Annotated in this window: 18 protein-coding genes and 1 pseudogene; 12 read left to right on the top strand and 7 right to left on the bottom strand. The window is 70.3% G+C overall.

The window, feature by feature from the left end:
- The first annotated feature begins 38 nt into the window (after window positions 1-38).
- Window positions 39-1,298: a vanadium-dependent haloperoxidase gene (locus H1D24_RS26860; protein ID WP_181660281.1), complete on the top strand. Its 1,260-nt coding sequence runs from the start codon at window positions 39-41 to the stop codon at window positions 1,296-1,298.
- A gap of 51 nt (window positions 1,299-1,349) precedes the next feature.
- On the opposite strand, the gene H1D24_RS26855 is transcribed toward H1D24_RS26860, so the two are convergent.
- On the bottom strand, window positions 1,350-2,420 hold the full coding sequence (locus tag H1D24_RS26855) for an ATP-dependent DNA ligase (protein WP_181660280.1): 1,071 nt from the start codon (window positions 2,418-2,420) through the stop codon (window positions 1,350-1,352).
- Between the two features lie 124 nt (window positions 2,421-2,544).
- Between H1D24_RS26855 and ligD the strand changes: the two genes are divergently transcribed.
- The 3 genes from ligD to H1D24_RS26840 all read left to right on the top strand — a co-directional run bounded on the left by ligD (window position 2,545) and on the right by H1D24_RS26840 (window position 5,165).
- Entirely contained in the window at window positions 2,545-3,564 is a 1,020-nt protein-coding gene (ligD, locus tag H1D24_RS26850; protein WP_181660279.1) for a non-homologous end-joining DNA ligase, read from the top strand.
- Window positions 3,565-3,731: 167 nt separating this feature from the next.
- Window positions 3,732-4,523 (top strand): VOC family protein, encoded by a 792-nt coding sequence (locus H1D24_RS26845; RefSeq protein WP_181660278.1) that lies wholly within the window; start codon window positions 3,732-3,734, stop codon window positions 4,521-4,523.
- Window positions 4,524-4,919: 396 nt separating this feature from the next.
- Window positions 4,920-5,165, top strand: coding sequence for a WhiB family transcriptional regulator (locus H1D24_RS26840; RefSeq protein WP_181660277.1), 246 nt, complete (start codon window positions 4,920-4,922; stop codon window positions 5,163-5,165).
- An 87-nt stretch (window positions 5,166-5,252) separates the two neighbouring features.
- Here H1D24_RS26840 and H1D24_RS26835 read toward each other — a convergent pair whose 3' ends face one another.
- Both H1D24_RS26835 and ddaH read right to left on the bottom strand, forming a co-directional pair.
- Complete coding sequence (locus H1D24_RS26835; RefSeq protein WP_181660276.1) at window positions 5,253-6,227, bottom strand: acyl-ACP desaturase; 975 nt, start codon at window positions 6,225-6,227, stop codon at window positions 5,253-5,255.
- A 193-nt stretch (window positions 6,228-6,420) separates the two neighbouring features.
- Window positions 6,421-7,197, bottom strand: a complete 777-nt coding sequence (gene ddaH / locus H1D24_RS26830; protein WP_181660275.1) for a dimethylargininase — start codon at window positions 7,195-7,197, stop codon at window positions 6,421-6,423.
- A 316-nt stretch (window positions 7,198-7,513) separates the two neighbouring features.
- On the opposite strand from ddaH, the gene H1D24_RS26825 reads away from it, so the two are divergent.
- A complete protein-coding gene (locus H1D24_RS26825) occupies window positions 7,514-7,993 on the top strand; it encodes a cupin domain-containing protein (RefSeq protein ID WP_181660274.1) in 480 nt (159 codons plus the stop codon).
- 117 nt (window positions 7,994-8,110) lie between these two features.
- Here the strand turns inward: H1D24_RS26825 and H1D24_RS26820 are convergent, their stop codons facing one another.
- Both H1D24_RS26820 and ssgD read right to left on the bottom strand, forming a co-directional pair.
- Complete coding sequence (locus H1D24_RS26820; protein ID WP_181660273.1) at window positions 8,111-9,736, bottom strand: ABC-F family ATP-binding cassette domain-containing protein; 1,626 nt, start codon at window positions 9,734-9,736, stop codon at window positions 8,111-8,113.
- Window positions 9,737-10,166: 430 nt separating this feature from the next.
- Window positions 10,167-10,583, bottom strand: a complete 417-nt coding sequence (ssgD, locus tag H1D24_RS26815) for a spore wall synthesis regulator SsgD (RefSeq protein ID WP_181660272.1) — start codon at window positions 10,581-10,583, stop codon at window positions 10,167-10,169.
- Window positions 10,584-10,954: 371 nt separating this feature from the next.
- Here ssgD and H1D24_RS26810 point away from each other — a divergent pair, with 371 nt between their 5' ends.
- The 3 genes from H1D24_RS26810 (at window position 10,955) to mmpA (ending at window position 12,307) form a co-directional block, all read left to right on the top strand.
- Window positions 10,955-11,278 carry a plasmid stabilization protein gene (locus tag H1D24_RS26810; RefSeq protein ID WP_181660271.1) on the top strand — a complete coding sequence of 108 codons (324 nt, stop codon included), beginning with the start codon at window positions 10,955-10,957 and terminating at the stop codon, window positions 11,276-11,278.
- Window positions 11,279-11,390: 112 nt separating this feature from the next.
- Window positions 11,391-12,095, top strand: a complete 705-nt coding sequence (locus tag H1D24_RS26805; RefSeq protein ID WP_181660362.1) for an endonuclease V — start codon at window positions 11,391-11,393, stop codon at window positions 12,093-12,095.
- A 71-nt stretch (window positions 12,096-12,166) separates the two neighbouring features.
- Window positions 12,167-12,307, top strand: coding sequence for a morphogenic membrane protein MmpA (mmpA, locus tag H1D24_RS26800; RefSeq protein ID WP_181660270.1), 141 nt, complete (start codon window positions 12,167-12,169; stop codon window positions 12,305-12,307).
- A 46-nt stretch (window positions 12,308-12,353) separates the two neighbouring features.
- On the opposite strand, the gene H1D24_RS26795 is transcribed toward mmpA, so the two are convergent.
- The gene (locus tag H1D24_RS26795; RefSeq protein ID WP_181660269.1) at window positions 12,354-13,544 is read right to left on the bottom strand and encodes a saccharopine dehydrogenase family protein; all 1,191 of its coding nucleotides are present in this window, start codon (window positions 13,542-13,544) and stop codon (window positions 12,354-12,356) included.
- Between the two features lie 108 nt (window positions 13,545-13,652).
- On the opposite strand from H1D24_RS26795, the pseudogene H1D24_RS26790 reads away from it, so the two are divergent.
- The 4 genes and pseudogenes from H1D24_RS26790 (at window position 13,653) to H1D24_RS26775 (ending at window position 18,935) form a co-directional block, all read left to right on the top strand.
- Window positions 13,653-14,035, top strand: a pseudogene (locus tag H1D24_RS26790) (MmcQ/YjbR family DNA-binding protein).
- 264 nt (window positions 14,036-14,299) lie between these two features.
- Window positions 14,300-15,490 (top strand): CaiB/BaiF CoA transferase family protein, encoded by a 1,191-nt coding sequence (locus H1D24_RS26785; RefSeq protein WP_181660268.1) that lies wholly within the window; start codon window positions 14,300-14,302, stop codon window positions 15,488-15,490.
- Window positions 15,491-15,493: 3 nt separating this feature from the next.
- Window positions 15,494-16,708, top strand: coding sequence for an acetyl-CoA C-acetyltransferase (locus H1D24_RS26780; RefSeq protein WP_181660267.1), 1,215 nt, complete (start codon window positions 15,494-15,496; stop codon window positions 16,706-16,708).
- A 52-nt stretch (window positions 16,709-16,760) separates the two neighbouring features.
- Window positions 16,761-18,935 carry a 3-hydroxyacyl-CoA dehydrogenase NAD-binding domain-containing protein gene (locus H1D24_RS26775; RefSeq protein ID WP_181660266.1) on the top strand — a complete coding sequence of 725 codons (2,175 nt, stop codon included), beginning with the start codon at window positions 16,761-16,763 and terminating at the stop codon, window positions 18,933-18,935.
- Window positions 18,936-19,000: 65 nt separating this feature from the next.
- Here the strand turns inward: H1D24_RS26775 and H1D24_RS26770 are convergent, their stop codons facing one another.
- Window positions 19,001-19,912, bottom strand: coding sequence for a MerR family transcriptional regulator (locus H1D24_RS26770; RefSeq protein ID WP_181660265.1), 912 nt, complete (start codon window positions 19,910-19,912; stop codon window positions 19,001-19,003).
- Window positions 19,913-20,132: the final 220 nt, after the last annotated feature.

Raw genomic sequence — 20,132 nt, 5'->3', positions numbered from 1 at the left:
TCGGACGGCAGGAGATTCCCTCAAGACAAGGAGAGTTCGTGAACCTGCTCAGATCCCGGCCTGCCCTGGTCGCCCTCGGCGCCACCGCACTGCTCGCGGCGACCGCGGCTGTCCCGTCCGCCTCCGCGACGCCCACACGGTCCGCCGCGGCAGCCGGATCCGTCGCCCTCGACTGGTACGACACCACGGCGCAGACCATCGCGGCGGCGGGCGCCACCACCCAGGTCACCAACAGCCGCACCTGGGCGATCAGCTGGCTCGCGGCCGCACGTGCAACGCGCGCCGTGCCGTCCGGCGTCGACCGCAGCGAGTACCGGAGCGCGGCACTCGCCTCCGCCGTGCACGACGCGCTGGCCGCCCTCGCCCCCGCCCGCACCGAACAGCTCGACGCCGCGCTGCAGCAGACCCTGGACGCGATTCCGGACGGGCCATCCGAGGACAAGGGCGTGGCCGCCGGATCCCGGCAGGCCGAGCTGGCACTGAAGTCCCGCGAGGGCGACGGCCTCGACCCCGCCTCCGTCAACGCGCCCTACACGGTGCCGGCCCCCGCACCCGGCGAATGGCAGCCGACGCCATCGGCGTACGCTCCGGCCACCCAGTACGGCAACCGGCTCGCCAATCCGTTCGCGCTGACCAGCGCCGACCAGTACCGGCTGCCCGCGCCGCCGGCGCTCGACTCCCGTCGCTACAAGGCAGAACTGGCCGAGGTCCGCGCGTACGGCGCCCAGAACAGCACCCAGCGCACCGCCCACCAGACCGAGACCGCGAACTTCTGGCTGGGCTCCTCGCTCACCCTGTACACCGAACCGCTGCGGGTCGCGGTGGACCGGGCACCGCGCTCGGACGCCGAGCGCGCCAAGCTGGTCGCGCTGTTCCATGTCGCGCTCGTCGACACACAGATCGCGACGTCTGACAGCAAGTACGCGCACACGCGCTGGCGGCCCGTCACCGCGATCCGCACCGGCTCGATCGACCAGGACCCGGACTGGACGCCACTCCACAACACCCCCGCCCACCCCGACTACCCGAGCGGCCACAACACCTACTCGGGCGCGGCAGAGGGCGTACTCGACGCGCTGGCCGGACCCAGCACCGCGCCCTTCCAGGTTGCCAGCCCCACCGCGCCCGGCGTGACCCGCACCTACACGACCTGGCACCAGCTCACCGTCGAGAACGTCGACGCCCGGATCTACTCCGGGATCCACACCCGTTCGGCGGACGAGGCCGGCGTCACGCTGGGCAGGAACGTCGCCGGGCAGACGCTGCGCACAGCGGACCGGCTGCTGCGCTCGCTCTGAGGCCGGCCGCCAGGCCTCTGTCTCCTGGCTCATACAGGCATTCGGGTTCCCTCAGCTCCGGGGCTTGAGGATCTCCGACAGCTCGTACCGGACCGGCTCCTCCAGCTGCGCATACGTGCAGCTCTCGGGGGTCCGGTCCGGTCGCCAGCGGCGGAACCGCGCCGTGTGCCGGAAGCGGGCCCCGGCCTCCATGTGGTCGTACGCCACCTCGCACACCCGCTCCGGCCGCAGCGGCACCCACGACAGGTCCTTCTTGCCGGACCAGCGGCTGGGGGCGCCCGGCAGCCGGGCCGTCTCGTGCGCGGCCTCCTCCGTCCAGGCCGCCCACGGATGGCCTTCCGGCGACTCCATACGCAGCGGCTGGAGCTCCTCGACGAGCTCCGCGCGCCGCTTCATCGAGAAGGCGGCGCTGACCCCGACGTGCTGGAGGGCGCCCTTGTCGTCGTAGAGCCCGAGCAACAGCGAACCGACCACCGGGCCGCTCTTGTGGAAGCGGTATCCCGCGACCACGCAGTCCGCCGTCCGCTCGTGTTTGATCTTGAACATCAGGCGTTCGTCCGGGCGGTAGCGCAGATCCAGGGGCTTGGCGATGACCCCGTCGAGGCCCGCGCCCTCGTACTCCTCGAACCACTGCTTGGCGACCTCGATGTCCGTGGTCGCCGGGGCGAGGTGGACGGGCGCCGTGACGCCGGAGAGCGCTCCCACCAGGCGCTCCCGGCGCTCGACCAGCCCCGTGTCCAGCAGCGACTCGTCGTCGACCGCCAGCAGGTCGAAGGCCACGAACGACGCCGGATTCCGCTCCGCGAGCGTGCGTACACGCGACTGCGCGGGATGAATGCGCTCCGTGAGCGCGTCGAAGTCGAGGTGGTCGCCCAGGGCGATCACGATCTCGCCGTCGATCACGCAGCGCTGCGGCAGCCGGTCCCGCATGGCCTCCACCAGCTCGGGAAAGTAGCGGGTCAGCGGCTTGCCCGTACGGCTGTCCAGCTCGATCTCGTCCCCGTCACGGAAGACGATCGCCCGGAACCCGTCCCACTTCGCCTCGTAGTGCATGCCAGGAGGGATCTTCGCCACGGACTTGGCGAGCATCGGAAGGACGGGGCGCTTCACCGGCAGGTCCATGGTTCGATTCTGCGGCGTGCGGGGCCGTTGCGCCCGGTTTTCTTCGGTCCGCGCGGAAAAGAGGTGTGTCGTTCCAGGGCGGATGCGTATGCGGGGCATGCCCCGGAGGCCTACCGTGGCTCCCATGGGTGATGCGGTGGAGCTCGAGGTGGGGCAGCGGACGCTGCGCCTGTCCAGCCCGGGCAAGATCTTCTTCCCTGAGCGCGGCTTCACCAAGCTGGACCTGGCGCAGTACTACATCGCCGTCGCCGACGGCATCCTGCGCGCGCTGCGCGACCGCCCCACCACCCTGGAGCGCTATCCCGACGGCGTGACCGGCGAGTCCTTCTTCCAGAAACGCGCCCCCAAGAACCTCCCCGACTGGATCCCGACCAGCCGTATCGCCTTCCCCAGTGGACGGTACGCCGACGAGATCTGCCCGACGGAACCCGCCGCCGTCGTGTGGGCGGCCCAGCTCGGCACCATCACCTTCCATCCGTGGCCGGTGCGGCGCGACGACACCGACCGTCCCGACGAGCTCCGCCTCGACCTGGACCCGCAGCCCGGCACCGACTACGCCGACGCCGTCCGCGCCGCCCACGAACTGCGCGCCGTCCTCGACGAGTTCGGTCTGCGCGGCTGGCCGAAGACCTCCGGCGGACGGGGACTGCACGTGTTCGTGCCGATCGAGCCGCGCTGGACGTTCACCGAGGTGCGCCGCGCCGCCATCGCCTGCGGCCGCGAGCTCGAGCGGCGCATGCCCGGCGGGGTGACGACGGCCTGGTGGAAGGAGGAACGCGGCGAACGCATCTTCCTCGACTACAACCAGACCGCGCGCGACCGGACCATCGCGAGCGCGTACTCGGTCCGCCCCCGCCCGAACGCGCCCGTCTCCGCACCCCTGCGCTGGGACGAGATCGACGACGCCGTGCCACAGGACTTCGACCTGGCCACGATGCCGGGGCGCTTCGCCGAAGTGGGGGATGTGCACGCGGACATGGACGACCACGCGTACCGCCTCGACGGACTGCTGGAACTCGCCGACCGCATGGAGCGCGAACAAGGCCTCGGCGACATGCCGTACCCGCCGGACCACCCCAAGGTGCCGGGCGAGCCGAAGCGCGTCCAGCCGAGCCGGGCCCGACGGGATGACGCATCCTCGTAAAACCGACCGGCAAATGGGGGGCGGACCTTCTCCCACCCCCCATTTGCCGGTCGGTCCAGCCCCTGCGTGACAGCTGTGCCCGGCCCGCTCGGCCGGGCGGCGGCTGTCAGTGGGCGGTGCAAGACTCATGGAGGCAGGGCAACGGGACTGCTCACGAGGAGGGCACCATGCTCACCACCCGTTATGTCACGGGCTCACCGAACTGGATCGATGTCGGCACACGCGACATCGAGGGCGCCAAGGCCTTCTACGGCGGCCTCTTCGGCTGGGAGTTCCGGTCCGCCGGCCCGGAGGCCGGTGGGTACGGCATGTTCCAGCTGAACGGGAAAACCGTCGCAGGCGGAATGGCGATCAGCGAGGAACAGGGCTCACCGTCCTGGACCCTGTATTTCCAGAGCCCGGACGTCGACGCCACGGCAAAAGCCGTGGAGCAGAGCGGCGGGGCCGTACTGATGGAGCCGATGGACGTCTTCGACGTGGGGCGCATGGCCATATTCGGCGATCCCGCGGGTATCGGCTTCGGCTGCTGGCAGCCCGGCACCAACAAGGGCCTGGACCTGGTCGGCGACCAGGGCACTCTGTGCTGGACCGAGCTCTACACCCCGGATGTCGCCGCAGCCACCGAGTTCTACGGCTCGGTCTTCGGCTGGGAGACCTTCGACGTGCCGTTCCCCGGCGGCAGGTACACGACGGTCAATCCCGCGGGTACGGGCGAGCAGGGAATGTTCGGGGGCGTGGTGCCGCTGGACTCCGACCCCATCGAGACCGAAGCGGGGCCGTACTGGCTGCCGTACTTCGAGGTGGCCGACACCGACGCGAGTGCCGCCAAGGCCCGGGAGCTGGGCGGCACGGTGAGGACGGAGCCGACGGACATGGAGACCGTGGGCCGCCTCGCCAAACTCACCGATCCGTACGGCGCGCGCTTCGCCGTGATCAAGAGCACGCATGCGCAGGGCTGAGCGGGCATCGGAAGGCTGAGCGAGGGCTAAGCGGTCTCGGGGAAGTGGGGTGCGTTCCCGCGTCGTCCGGTGCGGTGCATCGGCGTGCTGCCGGATCGCCCTCGTACTGGACGTACTTGGGTGATTCGGCAGTACGGCGAGGTGCCGTGCCGGGCGGCGTGGGGGCGTGCCTCACTTCCCCGAGACCGCTTAGGGGGTGGGTTGCGGCGACGTGTCGCAGAAGCGGCCAGGCGCGCCGTCGTGCGGGGCACCCGGGGCTGAGCCAGGATCATATGCACCGGACCCCGCGACTCACGGACCTGTGTCACTGCCAGGGACCCTGTGTCACTGCCCGGGACCCAGGCGCGTTGATGAATCGTTGATCGCTTGTTTTGCCCTGCACGGCACGATCGCGGCATGCACATCGACACCAGCCAACAGGACCTCGCCTGGCAGGAGCAGGCGCTGTGCGCGCAGACCGGAGGCGACTTCTTCTTTCCCGAACCCGGGAGTTCCGTACGCGAGGCGAAACGCATCTGCCGTCTGTGCGAGACCCGCGCCGTCTGTCTTGAGTACGCGCTCGACAACGACGAACGGTTCGGTGTCTGGGGCGGCCTCTCCGAGAAGGAGCGGCAGCGTCTGCGCCGCATCAGAGGCGACTGAAGGCGAGTCGAACGACCCGGACCGACACCGCGTCGGCCGGGTCATCCGCACTGTCGCCGTGCTCACCGGCGGGGCCGCCCGGCGGCGTCAGCCGGCGGCGCGTGCCGCCATCCGGGCCTTGCGGGCCGCGAGCTTCTCGTCGAACTTCCGGGCCTCGCTGTCCAGTCCGTCCATGTACAGACCGAGCTCCTCCTGGGCGCGGGCGCCCTCGGGGCCGAGGCCGTCGATCTCCATAAACTTCAGGAAGCGCAGCACGGGCTGCAGTACGTCGTCGTGGTGGATGCGGAGGTTGTACACCTCACCGATCGCCATCTGCGCGGCGGCGCGCTCGAAGCCGGGCATGCCGTGGCCGGGCATACGGAAGTTGACCACGACGTCCCGCACCGCCTGCATCGTCAGGTCCGGGGCGAGCTCGAAGGCGGCCTTCAGCAGGTTGCGGTAGAAGACCATGTGCAGGTTCTCGTCGGTGGCGATGCGTGCCAGCATCCGGTCGCAGACCGGGTCGCCGGACTGGTGGCCGGTGTTGCGGTGCGAGATACGCGTGGCCAGCTCCTGGAAGGCGACGTACGCGACCGAGTGCAGCATCGAGTGACGGTTGTCGGACTCGAAGCCCTCGCTCATGTGCGCCATGCGGAACTGCTCGAGCTTGTCGGGGTCGACGGCGCGCGAGGTGAGCAGATAGTCGCGCATCACGATGCCGTGCCGGCCCTCCTCGGCGGTCCAGCGGTGCACCCAGGTCCCCCAGGCGCCGTCCCGGCCGAAGAGTGAAGCGATCTCATGGTGGTAGCTGGGCAGGTTGTCCTCGGTCAGGAGGTTGACGACCAGGGCGATGCGGCCGATTTCGGTGACCTTCGACTGGTCCTTCTCCCAGGCCTCTCCGTCCTCGAAGAAGCCGGGGAAGTTCCGGCCGTCCGACCAGGGCACGTACTCGTGCGGCATCCAGTCCTTGGCCACATGCAGATGGCGGTTGAGTTCCTTCTCCACCACTTCCTCCAGGGCGTACAGCAACCGGGCGTCGGTCCAGGTGTCCGGGCTGCCGAGATGCGGAGTGGTGATCGTCACGAGGTCTCCAGGGGACGGGAGTGCTTGCGGGGACGCTACCTACGGCTTCGTAGGCTACGAAACCGTAGGTTACGTATCCGTAGGTTAAGCGCTCCGTAAAGCGCGCCACCACCGGGGGTACCGAACAGCCCATTCGGGTGCCCCGAGTCTGGCCGTGGACAGCGAGCACAGGCCTCACGAGTCCCTCAGCCCCTCAGCGGTACAGCTCACGAAGCCGTACCGAGAGACATGTCACACAGCCCTCGAGCTTCTCGAACTCGCTGATGTCGACCAGGACCGGTTCGTATCCCAGATCCGCGAACAGCTCCGCGGTCTTCGGCGCGCTCGCGGCCATCAGCAGCTTCCCGCCGCCGAGGAGCACCACATGCGCCCCCGACTCCTCCGGGACCGGCAGGAATCGCGGAAACAGCGACGGGTTGTCCACGAGCGGCTCATGACCGATGACCGTGCCGTCGGGCAGCGCCGTCACCGCCGACTTGAGATGGAGCACCTTGCTCACGGGTACGGCCACCACGCGCGCTCCAAGCGGCTCGAAGGCCGCCCGCAACTGCTGCACTCCGGCCGCGTTGGTCCTGCCGCCGCGTCCCACGTACACGGTGTCGCCGATCTTGAGGATGTCACCGCCGTCCAGAGTGCCCGGCTCCCACACCCAGTTCACCGAGCAGCCGAGCCGTGCCACCGCCTCCTCCACACCGGCCGTCTCCGCCCGGCGCGACTCGGCGCCCGGGCGGGTGATCAGTGCGACATTGCGGAAGACGACCACAACGTCCTCGACGAAGACCGAGTCGGGACAGTCGTCGGCGGGCTCCACCTCTAGGGTCTCCCAGCCATGCGTCCGCAGGGCCTCGGTGTAGGCCTCCCACTGCTCGACCGCGAGACCGGCGTCGACCGGTTGGCGCTCGACATGGGTGACGAGCCCTTCGGCGAGGCGGGAGCTGGGGCGGCGGACGAGGGCCTTCTGGCTGGGCACGTGCTCTTCTCCGTCTCGGATGGGCGCGCCAGGGCCCGGCAGGGCTCGGGCGGGACCCGACGCGGGTGCTGTCCGGCCACATCATGCAACTGCCTGCCCGATCGACGACAGTCCCCGTCCGCCGCTGGGGTGGCGACGACTGACGGCCTCACCTGTGGTTCTGACCGGCCACACCGTGATCCGGCCGTCAGTGGGCGACGTGACGGCGACCGGTCGACGGCGCGCGCCGGAGATGGGGGAGCGGATGGTCCTGACAGGCCGACCCCGACCCCCGATACTCAAACCGGCAACAACGCCCACGAGTTGGAGGGTCAGGATGAGGCGCACGGGTACTGGTGTCCGAAAGGCGTGTGTGGTGTCGGGGTGCGTGGCCGCGCTGGCCGTCGGGCCCTCCAGCGCGCTCGCGACCCCCGGCAGCGGGGTCTCCGGCACGATCCTCGCCACCGGCACCTCGGAGGGCACCCTGAACGTCAAGGCTCCCAGAGGGCAGGCGGACGTGGTCGTCCGCACCATCACCATCGAGCCGGGCGGCTCCACCGGATGGCACTACCATTCCGGCCAGCTCATCGCCGTCGTCAAGGCCGGCACCCTCACCCGCACGATGGACGACTGCTCGGTCGAGTCGACCTCCGCCGGGAGCGCTTTCATCGAACCGTCCGGTCCGGGCCATGTACACATCGGACGCAATCTCGGTACGGAACCGGTCGTCCTCTACGTCACCTACCTGCTGCCCAAGGGCAGCCCGCTCTCGCTCGACGCGGACGCGCCGGAGTGCGCGACGGCGCAGGCGCAGTGACATGCAGTGACCTCGAACCGAGGTCAATGCACTCGGCGCCGTCGACGCACTCGACGACCGTGCCGCCCTGACTCGTCGGCTTAGACCGACCGGCAATTGGAGGGTTGCCGGTCGGTCTTACCCGACGGCCTCTTCTGCTGTGATCTCCCGCAGTTCGCCGTCCAGCAGCAGGCGGCGGGTAATGCCGATCGACTCCAGGAACGGCAGGTCGTGACTGGCCACGATCAGCGCTCCCTCGTACGACTCCAGAGCCGTCGTCAGCTGCCGGACGCTCGCCATGTCCAGGTTGTTCGTGGGCTCGTCGAGCATGAGCAGCTGGGGTGCGGGCTCGGCCAGAATCAGCGCGGCCAGTGCCGCCCGGAAGCGCTCTCCGCCAGAGAGCGTCGCCGCCCGCTGGTCGGCCCGCGCCCCCTTGAACAGGAAGCGGGCCAGACGTGCCCTGATCCGGTTGTTGGTGGCGTCGGGTGCGAAGCGCGCCACGTTCTCGGCGACGGTGAGCTCCTCGTCGAGCACGTCGAGCCGCTGCGGCAGAAAGCGCAGCGGCACATGCGCCCTCGCGTCGCCCGACACCGGCTCCAGCTCTCCGGCGATCGTCCGCAGCAGGGTCGTCTTCCCCGCGCCGTTCCTGCCGATCAACGCGACCCGCTCCGGGCCCCGCAGCTCGAACTCACCGCTCACCCGCGCGCCGTACTTCAGCTCCAGCTCACGCAGCGTCAGCACGGTGCGACCGGGCGGGACCGCGGTGTAGGGCAGTTCGACGCGGATCTCGTCCTCGTCCCGCACCGCCTCCACCGCCTCGTCGAGGCGCTCCCTCGCCTCGGCGAGCCGCTCTTCGTGCATGATGCGGTGCTTCCCGGCCGACTCCTGGGCGGCCCTTTTGCGCGCGCCCATGACGATCTTGGGTTCGCGTTTCTGGTCCCACATCTTCTGGCCGTACCGTTTGCGGCGGGCCAACTTGACCTGGGCGTCGGCGAGCTCACGCTTCTGACGGCGCAGATCGGTCTCGGCGGCGCGCACCATGCGTTCGGCCGCTTCCTGCTCGACGGAGAGCGCTCTCTCGTAGGCGGAGTACGGCCCTCCGTACCAGGTGATCTCGCCCGCATGCAGATCGGCGATCTGGTCGACCAGTTCGAGGAGTTCACGGTCGTGGCTGACCACGACCATGACCCCCGACCAGGCCGCCACCGTGTCGTGGAGCCGCCTGCGCGCCCACAGGTCGAGATTGTTGGTGGGCTCGTCGAGAAGCAGCACGTCGGGACGGCGCAGTAGCAGTGCGGCCAGCCGCAGCAGCACCGACTCGCCGCCGGAGACCTCCCCGATGGTCCGGTCGAGGCCGATGTGGCCGAGCCCGAGCCCGTCGAGGGTCGCGACAGCGCGCTCCTCGACGTCCCAGTCGTCGCCGACGGCCGTGAAGTGCTCCTCCCGTACGTCGCCCGCCTCGATGGCGTGCAGTGCGGCGCGCGTGCCGGCGATTCCCAGGACCTCGTCGACGCGGAGTCCGGTGTCGAGCGTGACGTTCTGCGGGAGGTAACCGACCTCTCCGGCCACGCGGAGCATGCCGTCCGTCGGGGTGAGTTCGCCCGCGATCAGCTTCAGCAGCGTTGACTTCCCGGACCCGTTGAGCCCGATGAGGCCGGTCCTGCCGGGACCGAAGGCGACCTGCAGGTCGTCGAAGACGCCGGTCCCGTCCGGCCAGCCGAAGGAGAGGGACGTGCAGGTGATGGATGTGGGGGATGTGGACATACGGGCCTCCGCGGTTGCTGGGAGCGGTGACCGGGCAGCGCGATCGTCGCGACCGGAGGAATACGGTCAGTCGCGAACGCGCCCCCGTGTCACTGGCACATGGGGTGAGGGGCAACGCGTTCGGGACACCGCAGGGCGACGACGGCGGGATGATCAACCTGGAGGCGGAAGCCCGTCAGGCGCAAGCCGGAGGGCTCGAGGCCGGAGGGCGGGGAGAAGAGTCCCGCGCCGGAGGACGGCTCGTACGCCGAGGTCGCACGCTGCGCACACAGCAACACAGGGGCTGTGTGACACGGTGTCCCAAGACCTCAGACGAGCAACGTCCTTCTCCAATCGACGGCAACAGGGCGCTTCAAAACGTACGAGACCGCTGTATCGGCGTCAAATGTATTTACCGACGACCGCACGCTACGGCCCTCGGACGACTGTTTCAGCAGGCGCCGCCCATCAGCTCGGCAAGGCCGTGGTCCAGGTCGAGATGGAGGTGCTCCTTGCCCATGGGGACGAGCGCGACAGTGCGCGCAAGGAAGCGGCGCAGTTCTCCCGTGCGGACATGGACCACCGCGATGCCTTCCCGGGCGTGGAACTCCAGGACCGTGCGGTCGTAGCCGTACGGCCGCAACTTCACGTCGCCTTCGCCCACCGGGGACTCCGTGCCGGTGCTGAGCAGCTCGCGTGCGAACGTCCAGCAGACCTCGACGCCTTCCAGGGTCGCCGGTGCCGGGAAGGTGATGCGCACGGCGAAGGGATCACGCCGGTCGTAGTGCAGGGTGGCGGGGATGGTGAGCATCCGCGGCACGGCCGCGACGAGGCGGGCCTCTACGGCTTGTTCGATGACGATGGACAACGCCTGCTCCCTTGTGACGGCTGATCGAAGGCTGGGCTGATGGCGCCGGACTCTTGAATAGACGGCAGAACGAGCGAATGCGTGCATGCCCCGGCCGAGTGACCTCTGTCACCTGCTTCAATCCCTGCTGTCCATCGCGGTGACAGACGTCACGGAGACCCGTGTGGCGTCGGCATGCCTGGTTCGGCTCAGGGTCAAGGGACCTGAGGCCGGTCGTGGACGGTGCTCCACGCGCGCGTACCCCTCCGGACGAGGGTTGACCTGGACGGCCCCATGGCTGACGTCCGGGCTGGGTCCATCTGCGGTGCGGCGGTGCGGAACTCATGCTTGCCTGATTCGGGGGCCGTTGTCACAGAGTAAGGAGCACGACCATGCCACGCGGCTCTAACCCCAAACGGGAACGCCAGTACGAGCACATCAAGGAGAGCCGGCTCGAGCGCGGTGAGAGCAAGAAGCGCGCCGAGGAGATCGCCGCGAGAACGGTGAACAAGGAGCGGGCGCGACAGGGCGAGTCGAAGACCGCGAGCCGCACCTCGGTCGACGACATGTCGTCCGGCCGCCGTGGCGGCCTCCGCTCCGGTCAGGGATCGCAGGGTCCGACGTACGACCAGCTGTACGAAGAGGCCAAGAGCCGCAAAATCCAAGGCCGTTCGAAGATGAACAAGGACCAGCTGTCCCGCGCCCTGGGCCGTTGACCGCGCCCACGGAGGGCCGGGACGGCGCCCCCCGCCCCGGCCCACTGCTCGTCAGTCGCGCAACTGCTGCCGGTGGGCGGCCGGCTCGGGCGACGTCTTCGTCGCAATGAACGTGAGAACAGTGAGCATCCCCGGGGACTGGCCCACCACCGAAGCGCAAGCCCGCGCGATCCAGGACGAGTTGCGGACCCGTGTGGTGCTCGACGAGCCCGGGCCGGCGCCGGGCACCGGGCATGTCACGGGGGTCGACGTCGCGTACGACGACGAGCGGGACCTGGTGGCGGCCGCGGCCGTGGTCCTCGACGCGGCGACCCTGGAGGTCGTCGAGGAGGCGACCGCCGTCGGCCGGATCTCCTTCCCGTACATCCCGGGGCTGCTCGCCTTCCGCGAGATCCCCACCGTGCTGGCCGCCCTCGACTCACTCCGTGCCGACCCCGGAACGGTCGTCTGTGACGGTTACGGCAGGGCCCATCCGCGCCGCTTCGGGCTCGCGAGCCACCTCGGCGTCCTCACCGGCCTGCCGTCGATCGGCGTCGCCAAGAACGCCTTCACCTTCTCGTACGAGGAGCCGGGAGCCCCGCGCGGCTCGTTTTCGCCGCTCGTCGAGGGGGACGAGGAGGTGGGCAGAGCGCTGCGCACCCACGACGGCGTCAAGCCCGTCTTCGTCTCCGTCGGACACCGGGTCAGCCTGGACAACGCATGCGCCCACACGCTCCGCCTGACCCCGCGTTACCGCCTTCCGGAATCCACGCGGCGGGCGGACGCCCTGTGCCGACGGGTAAAACGTGAGGCGGCCGCCTTGGGACGCGCCGACTGAGTATCCGTACTTATGTCCGTTGTGTATCCGTGCGGATCTCTGGAGCCGCCGCGGTCGGCAGGCTGTTCCGCATGACTTCGCACCGCGCCCCGAAGGCCGCCACCGCACCTCTCCACCCGCTCGAGCGCACCGTGACCGCCGCCCTGGTCCTCGCCGTGATCGCCGGCCTCGCCTGGATCGGCGGGATGATCTACACCCTCATATCATGGTGAAACCGGTGAAACCGGGAGAGCCCGGGAGGCCGACACGGCGGCCGACTCACATCTCTGCCGCCACCCGGAACGTGACCCCTGCCGTGCGCAGACGGTCCATGAGGGCGTCGCCCATCGCGACCGCGGTCGTCACCTGGCCCGACGTCTCCGGCAGGTCGTCGAGCGCGAGCGACAGCGCCGACTCGGCGAACATCTTCGCCGTCTCGCCGTAGCCGGGATCGCCGCCCGCGACCTCGGTGAACACCCGTCGGCCCCCGCCCTCGCCCACGAACCGCACCGAGAACCAGCTCCGCGCGCGCCGCTGCTCGTCCGGACCCTCACCCGGCCTGAGACGGCTCGACAGCCAGCGCCGGGCGGGCGGCAGCTGGGCCGACGCATACAGCGCGCCCGCCGCGGCCACGCCGCCCACGGCGAAGGGCAGCCGCTTGACGGCCGCGTAGTGCCGGTAGCGGAAGTCCGGCCCGTACCGCTCGAGGGCGCGAGCCGAGCGCTGGACGATCTGGGGATCGATCGTCGGCAGCGGCAGCGCCCAGGCGGCCACTTCCTTGGCGTACCGCGGCGGGCTCACCGGCGCGTACGCCCGGCGGCCCAGCAGGCGCGGCTCGTGGCGGCGCCGGTCGCGCGCGGCCGCCAGCATCTGCGGACCGCGCGAGAACTGGTTCAGGGCGGATGCGAACGTGCCGCCCGAGAACATCGCGTCGGACCGCACGAAGCCGTCGATGCGCAGCGGCACGCTCTCGGGCAGCTGCAGCACCGTGAAATACACGCCCAGGTCGTGCGGTACCGAGTCGAACCCGCACGCGTGCACCAGCCTGGCGCCGGTCTCACGCGCGCGTGCGTCGTGCCTGACGTAGGTGAGATCCACGAACTCGGGCTCACCCGCCAGGTCGGCGTAGTCGGTGCCGGCGTCGGCGCAGGCGGCGACGAGGTCCTGCCCGTACCTGAGATACGGGCCGACTGTCGTGGCCACCACGCGCGCGTGCTCCGCCATCTCGCGCAGCGACGCCGGGTCGGCCACGTCAGCCCGGAGCACGGCGGGTTCCGGACGCCCCGGCGCGAGGGCGGCGAGCCGCTCGCGCAGCTGCTCCAGCTTCGTCGTGCTGCGGCCCGCGATCGCCCAGCGCAGCCCTTCGGGCGCATGGGCGGCCAGATACTCCGCCGTCAGCAGCCCCACGAACCCGGTCGCGCCGAAGAGCACGACGTCATACGCGCGATCGGACCTCTTCTGCCTGCTCATGGCACCCCTCAGCCGTGCGTCCGGGCCGTTGTCGGTGGCCGAGGCTAGCGTGAGAGGACATGAGCTGACCCAGCACCCCGCTGACTCAGCACCCCGGAAGGTGGGACCGTGGCGGTTTCGAAGAGCGCGCTGAAGACATGGCAGAGCGTGCACGGATTCGCGCTCGGACTGCCGGGTGCCGTCGAGGACTTCCCCTGGGGCGACACCGTCGCGAAGGTCAACAAGAAGGTGTTCGTCTTCCTCGGCGTCGACGACGGCAGCTATCCGCTGGGCATCACCGTCAAGCTGAAGGACGAAGAGACCCACGCGCACGCGCTGGCCGCTCCGGGCGCGGAGCCCGCCGGGTACGGCCTGGGCAGACACGGCTGGGTGAACATACCCCTGGAGCCGAAGGGCGCGCCGAACGCGGAGCTGCTGTGCGAATGGGTCGAGGAAGCTACCGCGCCATCGCCCCGAAACGGCTGATCGCGGAGCTGGACGCCGGCCGCTGAGGCGGTCGCCGCACTCTTCCGCCGGCTCCGCGACCGCAAGAACCTGCTGGTCCTGCCAGCCGCCGCTGAACTGTGGCCGGCGGGCGCGGAGCGGCCTCCGGGACGCAGCTTGCCGCGGGCCGGGTGGCCGCGCCGCTCGTGCGCGGGACGCCCGTGGAGCCCACAATTGGCTAAGCGCTTGCTCGCCCAAGGTCTTGTGGGGAGTGGAACGCGTTCTTAACATCGCTGGTGTTACAGCAGTCATGTCACAGTGTTGGGGGCGCGATGGCGGAAGCACAGACCGCGGTTCACGGTCCGCTCGCCGGCGTGCGCGTCGTGGAGCTGGCGGGCATCGGGCCGGGCCCGTTCGCCGCCATGCTCCTCGCCGACCTCGGCGCCGATGTCGTACGCGTCGACCGCCCCGGAGGCGGCGGACTCGTCATCGACCCCGAATACGACATCACCAACCGCAACAAGCGCTCCGTACTGATCGACCTCAAGGCGGGCAACGGACCCGCCCGCGTCCTCGACCTGGTAGAGCGCGCGGACATCCTCATCGAGGGCTACCGGCCGGGCGTCGCCGAGCGCCTCGGCATCGGCCCGGACGCCTGCCGGGCCCGCAATCCCCGGCTCGTCTACGGGCGGATGACGGGCTGGGGCCAGGACGGTCCGCTCGCCCAGCGAGCCGGGCACGACATCGCGTACATCGCGCTCACCGGCACCCTCGGCATGATCGGCAAGCCCGGCGAACCGCCCGCCGTTCCCGTGAACCTGGTCGGCGACTTCGCGGGCGGCTCCCTCTACCTCGTCGTCGGCGTCCTGGCGGCGCTCCACCACGCCCGTGCGACCGGCACCGGACAGGTCGTGGACGCCGCGATCGTCGACGGCGCCTCGCATCTCGCCGCGATGATCCACGCCATGCTGGCGGCGGGCAGCTGGCAGGACCGCCGCGGCGCGAACCTGCTGGACGGCGGCTGCCCCTTCTACGGCTGCTACGAGACGGCGGACGGCCAGTACATGGCGGTCGGCGCCCTCGAGCAGCAGTTCTACGACGAGTTCGTCGAGCTCCTCGGCATCGGGGTGCAGGCTCCGGCCCGCTGGGACCTGGCGCGCTGGGGCGAACTGCGCGAAGCAGTCGCCGCGCGCTTCAAGACCCGTACGCGCGACGAGTGGACCGCGGTCTTCGAGGACTCGGACGCGTGTGTGGCGCCCGTGCTCTCGCTGCGCGAGGCACCGGCCCATCCCCACCTGGCTGCGCGCGGCACGTTCACCGACCACGGCGGCATCACCCAGCCCGCGCCCGCGCCCCGCTTCTCCGGCACGCCCACCACCGTGCGCAGTGGCCCCGCGCAGCCGGGCGCCGACACCGCGGACGTGGCCCGCGACTGGGACGTTCCGAACCTGATCCCGAACAGCTCCACCCCGATGCCGGGCGCCCCGGACCCGACACAGCACACCCCGAAGGACGGCGACTGACCGATGACCACCGAAGCGTATGTGTACGACGCGATCCGCACCCCGCGTGGGCGCGGCAAGGCGGGCGGCGCCCTGCACGGCACCAAGCCCATCGACCTCGTGGTCGGCCTGATCCACGAGATCCGGGCCCGCTTCCCCGATCTGGACCCGGCCGCGATCGACGACATCGTGCTCGGCGTCGTCAGCCCGGTCGGCGACCAGGGCTCCGACATCGCGCGCACCGCCGCCATCGCCGCGGGCCTGCCCGACACCGTCGCCGGCGTCCAGGAGAACCGCTTCTGTGCCTCGGGCCTGGAGGCGGTCAACCTGGCGGCGGCCAAGGTCCGTTCGGGCTGGGAGGACCTCGTGCTCGCGGGCGGCGTCGAGTCGATGTCGCGTGTGCCGATGGCCTCGGACGGCGGCGCCTGGTTCAACGACCCGATGACCAACTTGGCCGTCAACTTCGTACCGCAGGGCATCGGCGCCGACCTCATCGCCACCATCGAGGGCTTCTCGCGGCGCGACGTCGACGAGTACGCGGCGCTGTCGCAGGAGCGCGCAGCGGCCGCCTGGAAGGACGGCCGCTTCGACAGGTCCGTCGTACCCGTCCGCGACCGCAGCGGCCTCGTCGTCCTCGACCACGACGAGCACCTGCGCCCCGGCACCACCGCCGACTCGCTCGCGGGGCTCAAGCCGTCGTTCGCCGACATCGGCGACCTGGGCGGCTTCGACGCCGTGGCGCTGCAGAAGTACCACTGGGTCGAGAAGATCGACCACGTGCACCACGCGGGCAACTCGTCCGGCATCGTCGACGGCGCCTCGCTGGTCGCCATCGGCTCGAAGGAGACCGGCGAGCGCTACGGTCTGCGCCCGCGCGCCCGGATCGTCTCGGCCGCCGTCTCCGGCTCCGAGCCCACCATCATGCTCACCGGGCCCGCGCCCGCGACCCGCAAGGCCCTCGCGAAGGCGGGGCTGACCATCGACGACATCGACCTCGTCGAGATCAACGAGGCGTTCGCGGCGGTCGTGCTGCGCTTCGTGAAGGACATGGGCCTGTCCCTGGACAAGGTGAACGTCAACGGCGGCGCCATCGCGCTCGGCCACCCGCTGGGCGCCACCGGCGCGATGATCCTCGGCACCCTCGTCGACGAACTCGAGCGCCAGGACAAGCGCTACGGCCTCGCCACGCTCTGCGTCGGCGGCGGCATGGGCATCGCCACGATCGTCGAGCGCCTCTGACGTCCTGTCCCCACCCAGCCCCAGCCTTTCCGACTCTTACGGAGCACCGCAGATGAGCACCGAGCCCACCACCATCCGCTGGGAACAGGACGAGACCGGCGTCGTCACCCTCGTCCTCGACGACCCGAACCAGTCCGCGAACACCATGAACCAGGCCTTCCGCGCCTCCATCGCGGCGATCGCCGACCGTGCCGAGGCCGAGAAGGACTCCATCCGCGGCATCATCTACACCTCCGCCAAGAAGACGTTCTTCGCGGGCGGCGACCTCAAGGACATGATCCAGGCCGGCCCCGAGCAGGCCCAGCAGGTCTTCGACATGAGCACCGGCATCAAGAACTCGCTGCGCCGCATCGAGACCCTGGGCAAGCCGGTCGTCGCGGCCATCAACGGCGCGGCGCTCGGCGGCGGTTACGAGATCGCGCTCGCCAGCCACCACCGGATCGCGCGGGACGCGCCCGGCTCCAAGATCGGCCTGCCCGAGGTCACCCTGGGCCTGCTCCCCGGGGGCGGCGGGGTGACCCGCACCGTACGGCTGATGGGCATCGCGGACGCGCTGCTGAAGGTGCTGCTCCAGGGCACCCAGTACTCCCCGCAGCGTGCCCTGGAGAACGGCCTCGTCCACGAAGTGGCGTCCTCCCCCGAGGAGATGATCGCCAAGGCCCGCGCGTTCATCGACGCCCACCCCGAGTCCCGGCAGCCCTGGGACGTCCCGGGCTACCGCATCCCCGGTGGCACCCCGTCGACCCCCAAGTTCGCCGCCAACCTCCCCGCGTTCCCCGCCAACCTGAAGAAGCAGCTGAACGGCGCGCCCTACCCGGCGCCGCGCAACATCCTCGCGGCGGCCGTCGAGGGCTCCCAGGTCGACTTCGAGACCGCTCTCACCATCGAGGCCCGGTACTTCACCGAGCTGGTCACCGGCCAGACCGCGAAGAACATGATCCAGGCGTTCTTCTTCGACCTCCAGGCCGTGAACGCGGGCAGGAGCAGGCCGACGGGCATCGAGCCGCGCCAGGTCCGCAAGGTCGCGGTGCTCGGCGCCGGGATGATGGGCGCGGGCATCGCGTACTCGTGCGCCCGTGCGGGCATCGACGTCGTCCTCAAGGACGTCTCGGCGGACGCCGCCGAGCGCGGCAAGAACTACTCCGAGAACCTCTGCGCCAAGGCCGTCGCCAAGGGACGCACCAGCCAGGACAAGGCGGACGAGCTCCTCGCGCGCATCACCCCGACGGCCGACCCCGCCGACCTGGCGGGCTGCGACGCGGTGATCGAGGCCGTCTTCGAGGACCCGGCGCTCAAGCACAAGGTGTTCCAGGAGATCCAGGACGTCGTCGAGCCGGACGCGCTGCTGTGCTCCAACACCTCGACACTGCCCATCACGCTCCTTGCCGAGGGCGTCGAGCGGCCCGAGGACTTCATCGGACTGCACTTCTTCTCGCCCGTCGACAAGATGCCCCTCGTCGAGATCATCAAGGGCGAGCGGACCGGCGACGCGGCCATCGCGCGCGCCTTCGACCTGGTCCGGCAGATCCGGAAGACCCCGATCGTCGTCAACGACTCGCGCGGCTTCTTCACCTCACGCGTCATCGGGCACTTCATCAACGAGGGCGTCGCCATGGTCGGCGAGGGCCTCGAGCCCGCGTCGGTCGAGCAGGCGGCGGCCCAGGCCGGATACCCCGCGAAGGTCCTGTCCCTGATGGACGAGCTCACCCTCACCCTCCCGCGAAAGATCCGCCGCGAGACGCAGCGCGCCGTCGAGGAGGCGGGCGGCACTTGGACCCCGCACCCCGCCGACGCGGTCATCGACCGCATGGTCGACGAGTTCGGCCGCACCGGCAGGAGCGGCGGCGCGGGCTTCTACGAGTACGTGGACGGCAAGCGGGCCGGGCTGTGGCCGGGCCTGCGCGAGCACTTCACCAAGCCGGGGCACGAGATCCCGTTCCGCGACATGCAGGAACGCATGCTGTTCTCCGAGGCGCTGGACACCGTCCGGCTCCTGGAGGAGGGCGTGCTGACGTCGGTCGCCGACGCCAACATCGGCTCCATCTTCGGCATCGGCTTCCCCGGCTGGACGGGCGGTGTCCTCCAGTACATCAACGGCTACGAGGGAGGCCTGCCCGGATTCGTAGCACGCGCGCGTGAAATCGCCGAGCGCTACGGCGAGCGGTTCGAGCCGCCCGCGCTGCTCGTCGAGAAGGCCGACAAGGGCGAGAAGTTCAGCGACGACTGAGCCGCCACCAGCCCGGGGCCGGACGCTGACCAGCGACCATCCGGCCCCGGGCCTGCGGCCGCACCTCAGGCCTGGAACGCGTCCCTCAACTCCTCGCGGAGCGACCGCTGGAAAGCCGTCACCAGAGCCTGCACCACGATCGGCTGCATATCGGCTGAGAGCGATTTCATCGCGGCGACATGGTCCGGATCGGACTGCCGCTCGCGGTCCGCGTCCCACACCTCGTCGCGGAACAGTTGCGTCAGCTCGTGCGCGACCGCTCTGGCGTGCTCCAGCAGGACCGTCCGCGCGGCGAGGATCGTCTCGTCCGCGATCGGTACGTCCAGCAGCTGGACGCCGAGCCGCAGCAGGCTCGGGTCGAGGCGGAAGACGCCAACGTCCTGTGCGGTGTCTGCGTCGGGTGCCTCGCCGACGTCATCGGTGCCGGGTGCTTCGGCGGCAGCGGCCGCGTCGGCGGCTGCGGAGGCGTCCGCGGCTCCGGATTCCTCGCCGGCGCCGTTGGAGCCCGACTGGGCGTAGGCGGCGGGGCCGGAATCGTCACGGGGTCCGGAGCCGGAGCGGGCGATCACGCCCATCGCCGCCAGCCGGTCGATGTCCTCGTCGGACAGCCGGCGCCCGGCCCGGCGCTCCAGCTCCGCGCGGGTGGCTCGGTCCGGGGGGCCGGGTGCCCAGGTGGCCACCACGGCCCGGTGGATGGCGAGCTCGTGGGCGCTCAGTCCGGCCGGCAGCTGCTCCAGATACCGCTCGATCGCCGACAGCGTCATGCCCTGCCGTTGCAGCTCCTCGATCAGCCCCAGCCGGGACAGGTGCTCGGGTCCGTAGTGCCCGACCCGGCGCGGACCGATGACCGGGGGCGGCAGCAGGCCCTTGGAACCGTAGAAGCGGATTGTGCGGACGGTGACGCCCGCGCGCGCGGCAAGCTCGTCGACCGTGAGAGTCGGCTCGGTGAGTGCAGGCTCAGCGGTGTCCGTCGGCATGGGATCCCCTCGCTTCCCCGAAGCAGCGCAGATGGTGCAGCACTGGTGCAACAGTATTGCTGTCTCACCGCTCCTGTGAAAGCGCTCTCGCTGCCCGGTGGCACTCGATTTCCGCCTGCAAACTGCAGCCCCGCAGCGAGCAGCGATCACGCAGGCGCCGGCTTGTACACCCCCTGACCAGCATGTGAGAAGTTCCGCTCTGTGATCTACGACACCGCGT

Source organism: Streptomyces himalayensis subsp. himalayensis, from assembly GCF_013778455.1.
In the GTDB taxonomy this organism is placed as follows: Bacteria; Actinomycetota; Actinomycetes; order Streptomycetales; family Streptomycetaceae; genus Streptomyces; species Streptomyces himalayensis.
This window is presented reverse-complemented; position numbering and strand designations above follow the sequence as displayed.

Excerpts from the sequence above, each read along its gene's own strand:
- H1D24_RS26855 (WP_181660280.1), bottom strand. The coding sequence starts at position 2,420 with ATGGACCTGCCGGTGAAGCGCCCCGTCCTTCCGATGCTCGCCAAGTCC.
- ligD (WP_181660279.1), top strand. The coding sequence starts at position 2,545 with ATGGGTGATGCGGTGGAGCTCGAGGTGGGGCAGCGGACGCTGCGCCTG.
- H1D24_RS26845 (WP_181660278.1), top strand. The coding sequence starts at position 3,732 with ATGCTCACCACCCGTTATGTCACGGGCTCACCGAACTGGATCGATGTC.
- H1D24_RS26840 (WP_181660277.1), top strand. The coding sequence starts at position 4,920 with ATGCACATCGACACCAGCCAACAGGACCTCGCCTGGCAGGAGCAGGCG.
- H1D24_RS26825 (WP_181660274.1), top strand. The coding sequence starts at position 7,514 with ATGAGGCGCACGGGTACTGGTGTCCGAAAGGCGTGTGTGGTGTCGGGG.
- H1D24_RS26820 (WP_181660273.1), bottom strand. The coding sequence starts at position 9,736 with ATGTCCACATCCCCCACATCCATCACCTGCACGTCCCTCTCCTTCGGC.
- H1D24_RS26810 (WP_181660271.1), top strand. The coding sequence starts at position 10,955 with ATGCCACGCGGCTCTAACCCCAAACGGGAACGCCAGTACGAGCACATC.
- mmpA (WP_181660270.1), top strand. The coding sequence starts at position 12,167 with ATGACTTCGCACCGCGCCCCGAAGGCCGCCACCGCACCTCTCCACCCG.
- H1D24_RS26795 (WP_181660269.1), bottom strand. The coding sequence starts at position 13,544 with ATGAGCAGGCAGAAGAGGTCCGATCGCGCGTATGACGTCGTGCTCTTC.
- H1D24_RS26785 (WP_181660268.1), top strand. The coding sequence starts at position 14,300 with ATGGCGGAAGCACAGACCGCGGTTCACGGTCCGCTCGCCGGCGTGCGC.
- H1D24_RS26780 (WP_181660267.1), top strand. The coding sequence starts at position 15,494 with ATGACCACCGAAGCGTATGTGTACGACGCGATCCGCACCCCGCGTGGG.
- H1D24_RS26775 (WP_181660266.1), top strand. The coding sequence starts at position 16,761 with ATGAGCACCGAGCCCACCACCATCCGCTGGGAACAGGACGAGACCGGC.
- H1D24_RS26770 (WP_181660265.1), bottom strand. The coding sequence starts at position 19,912 with ATGCCGACGGACACCGCTGAGCCTGCACTCACCGAGCCGACTCTCACG.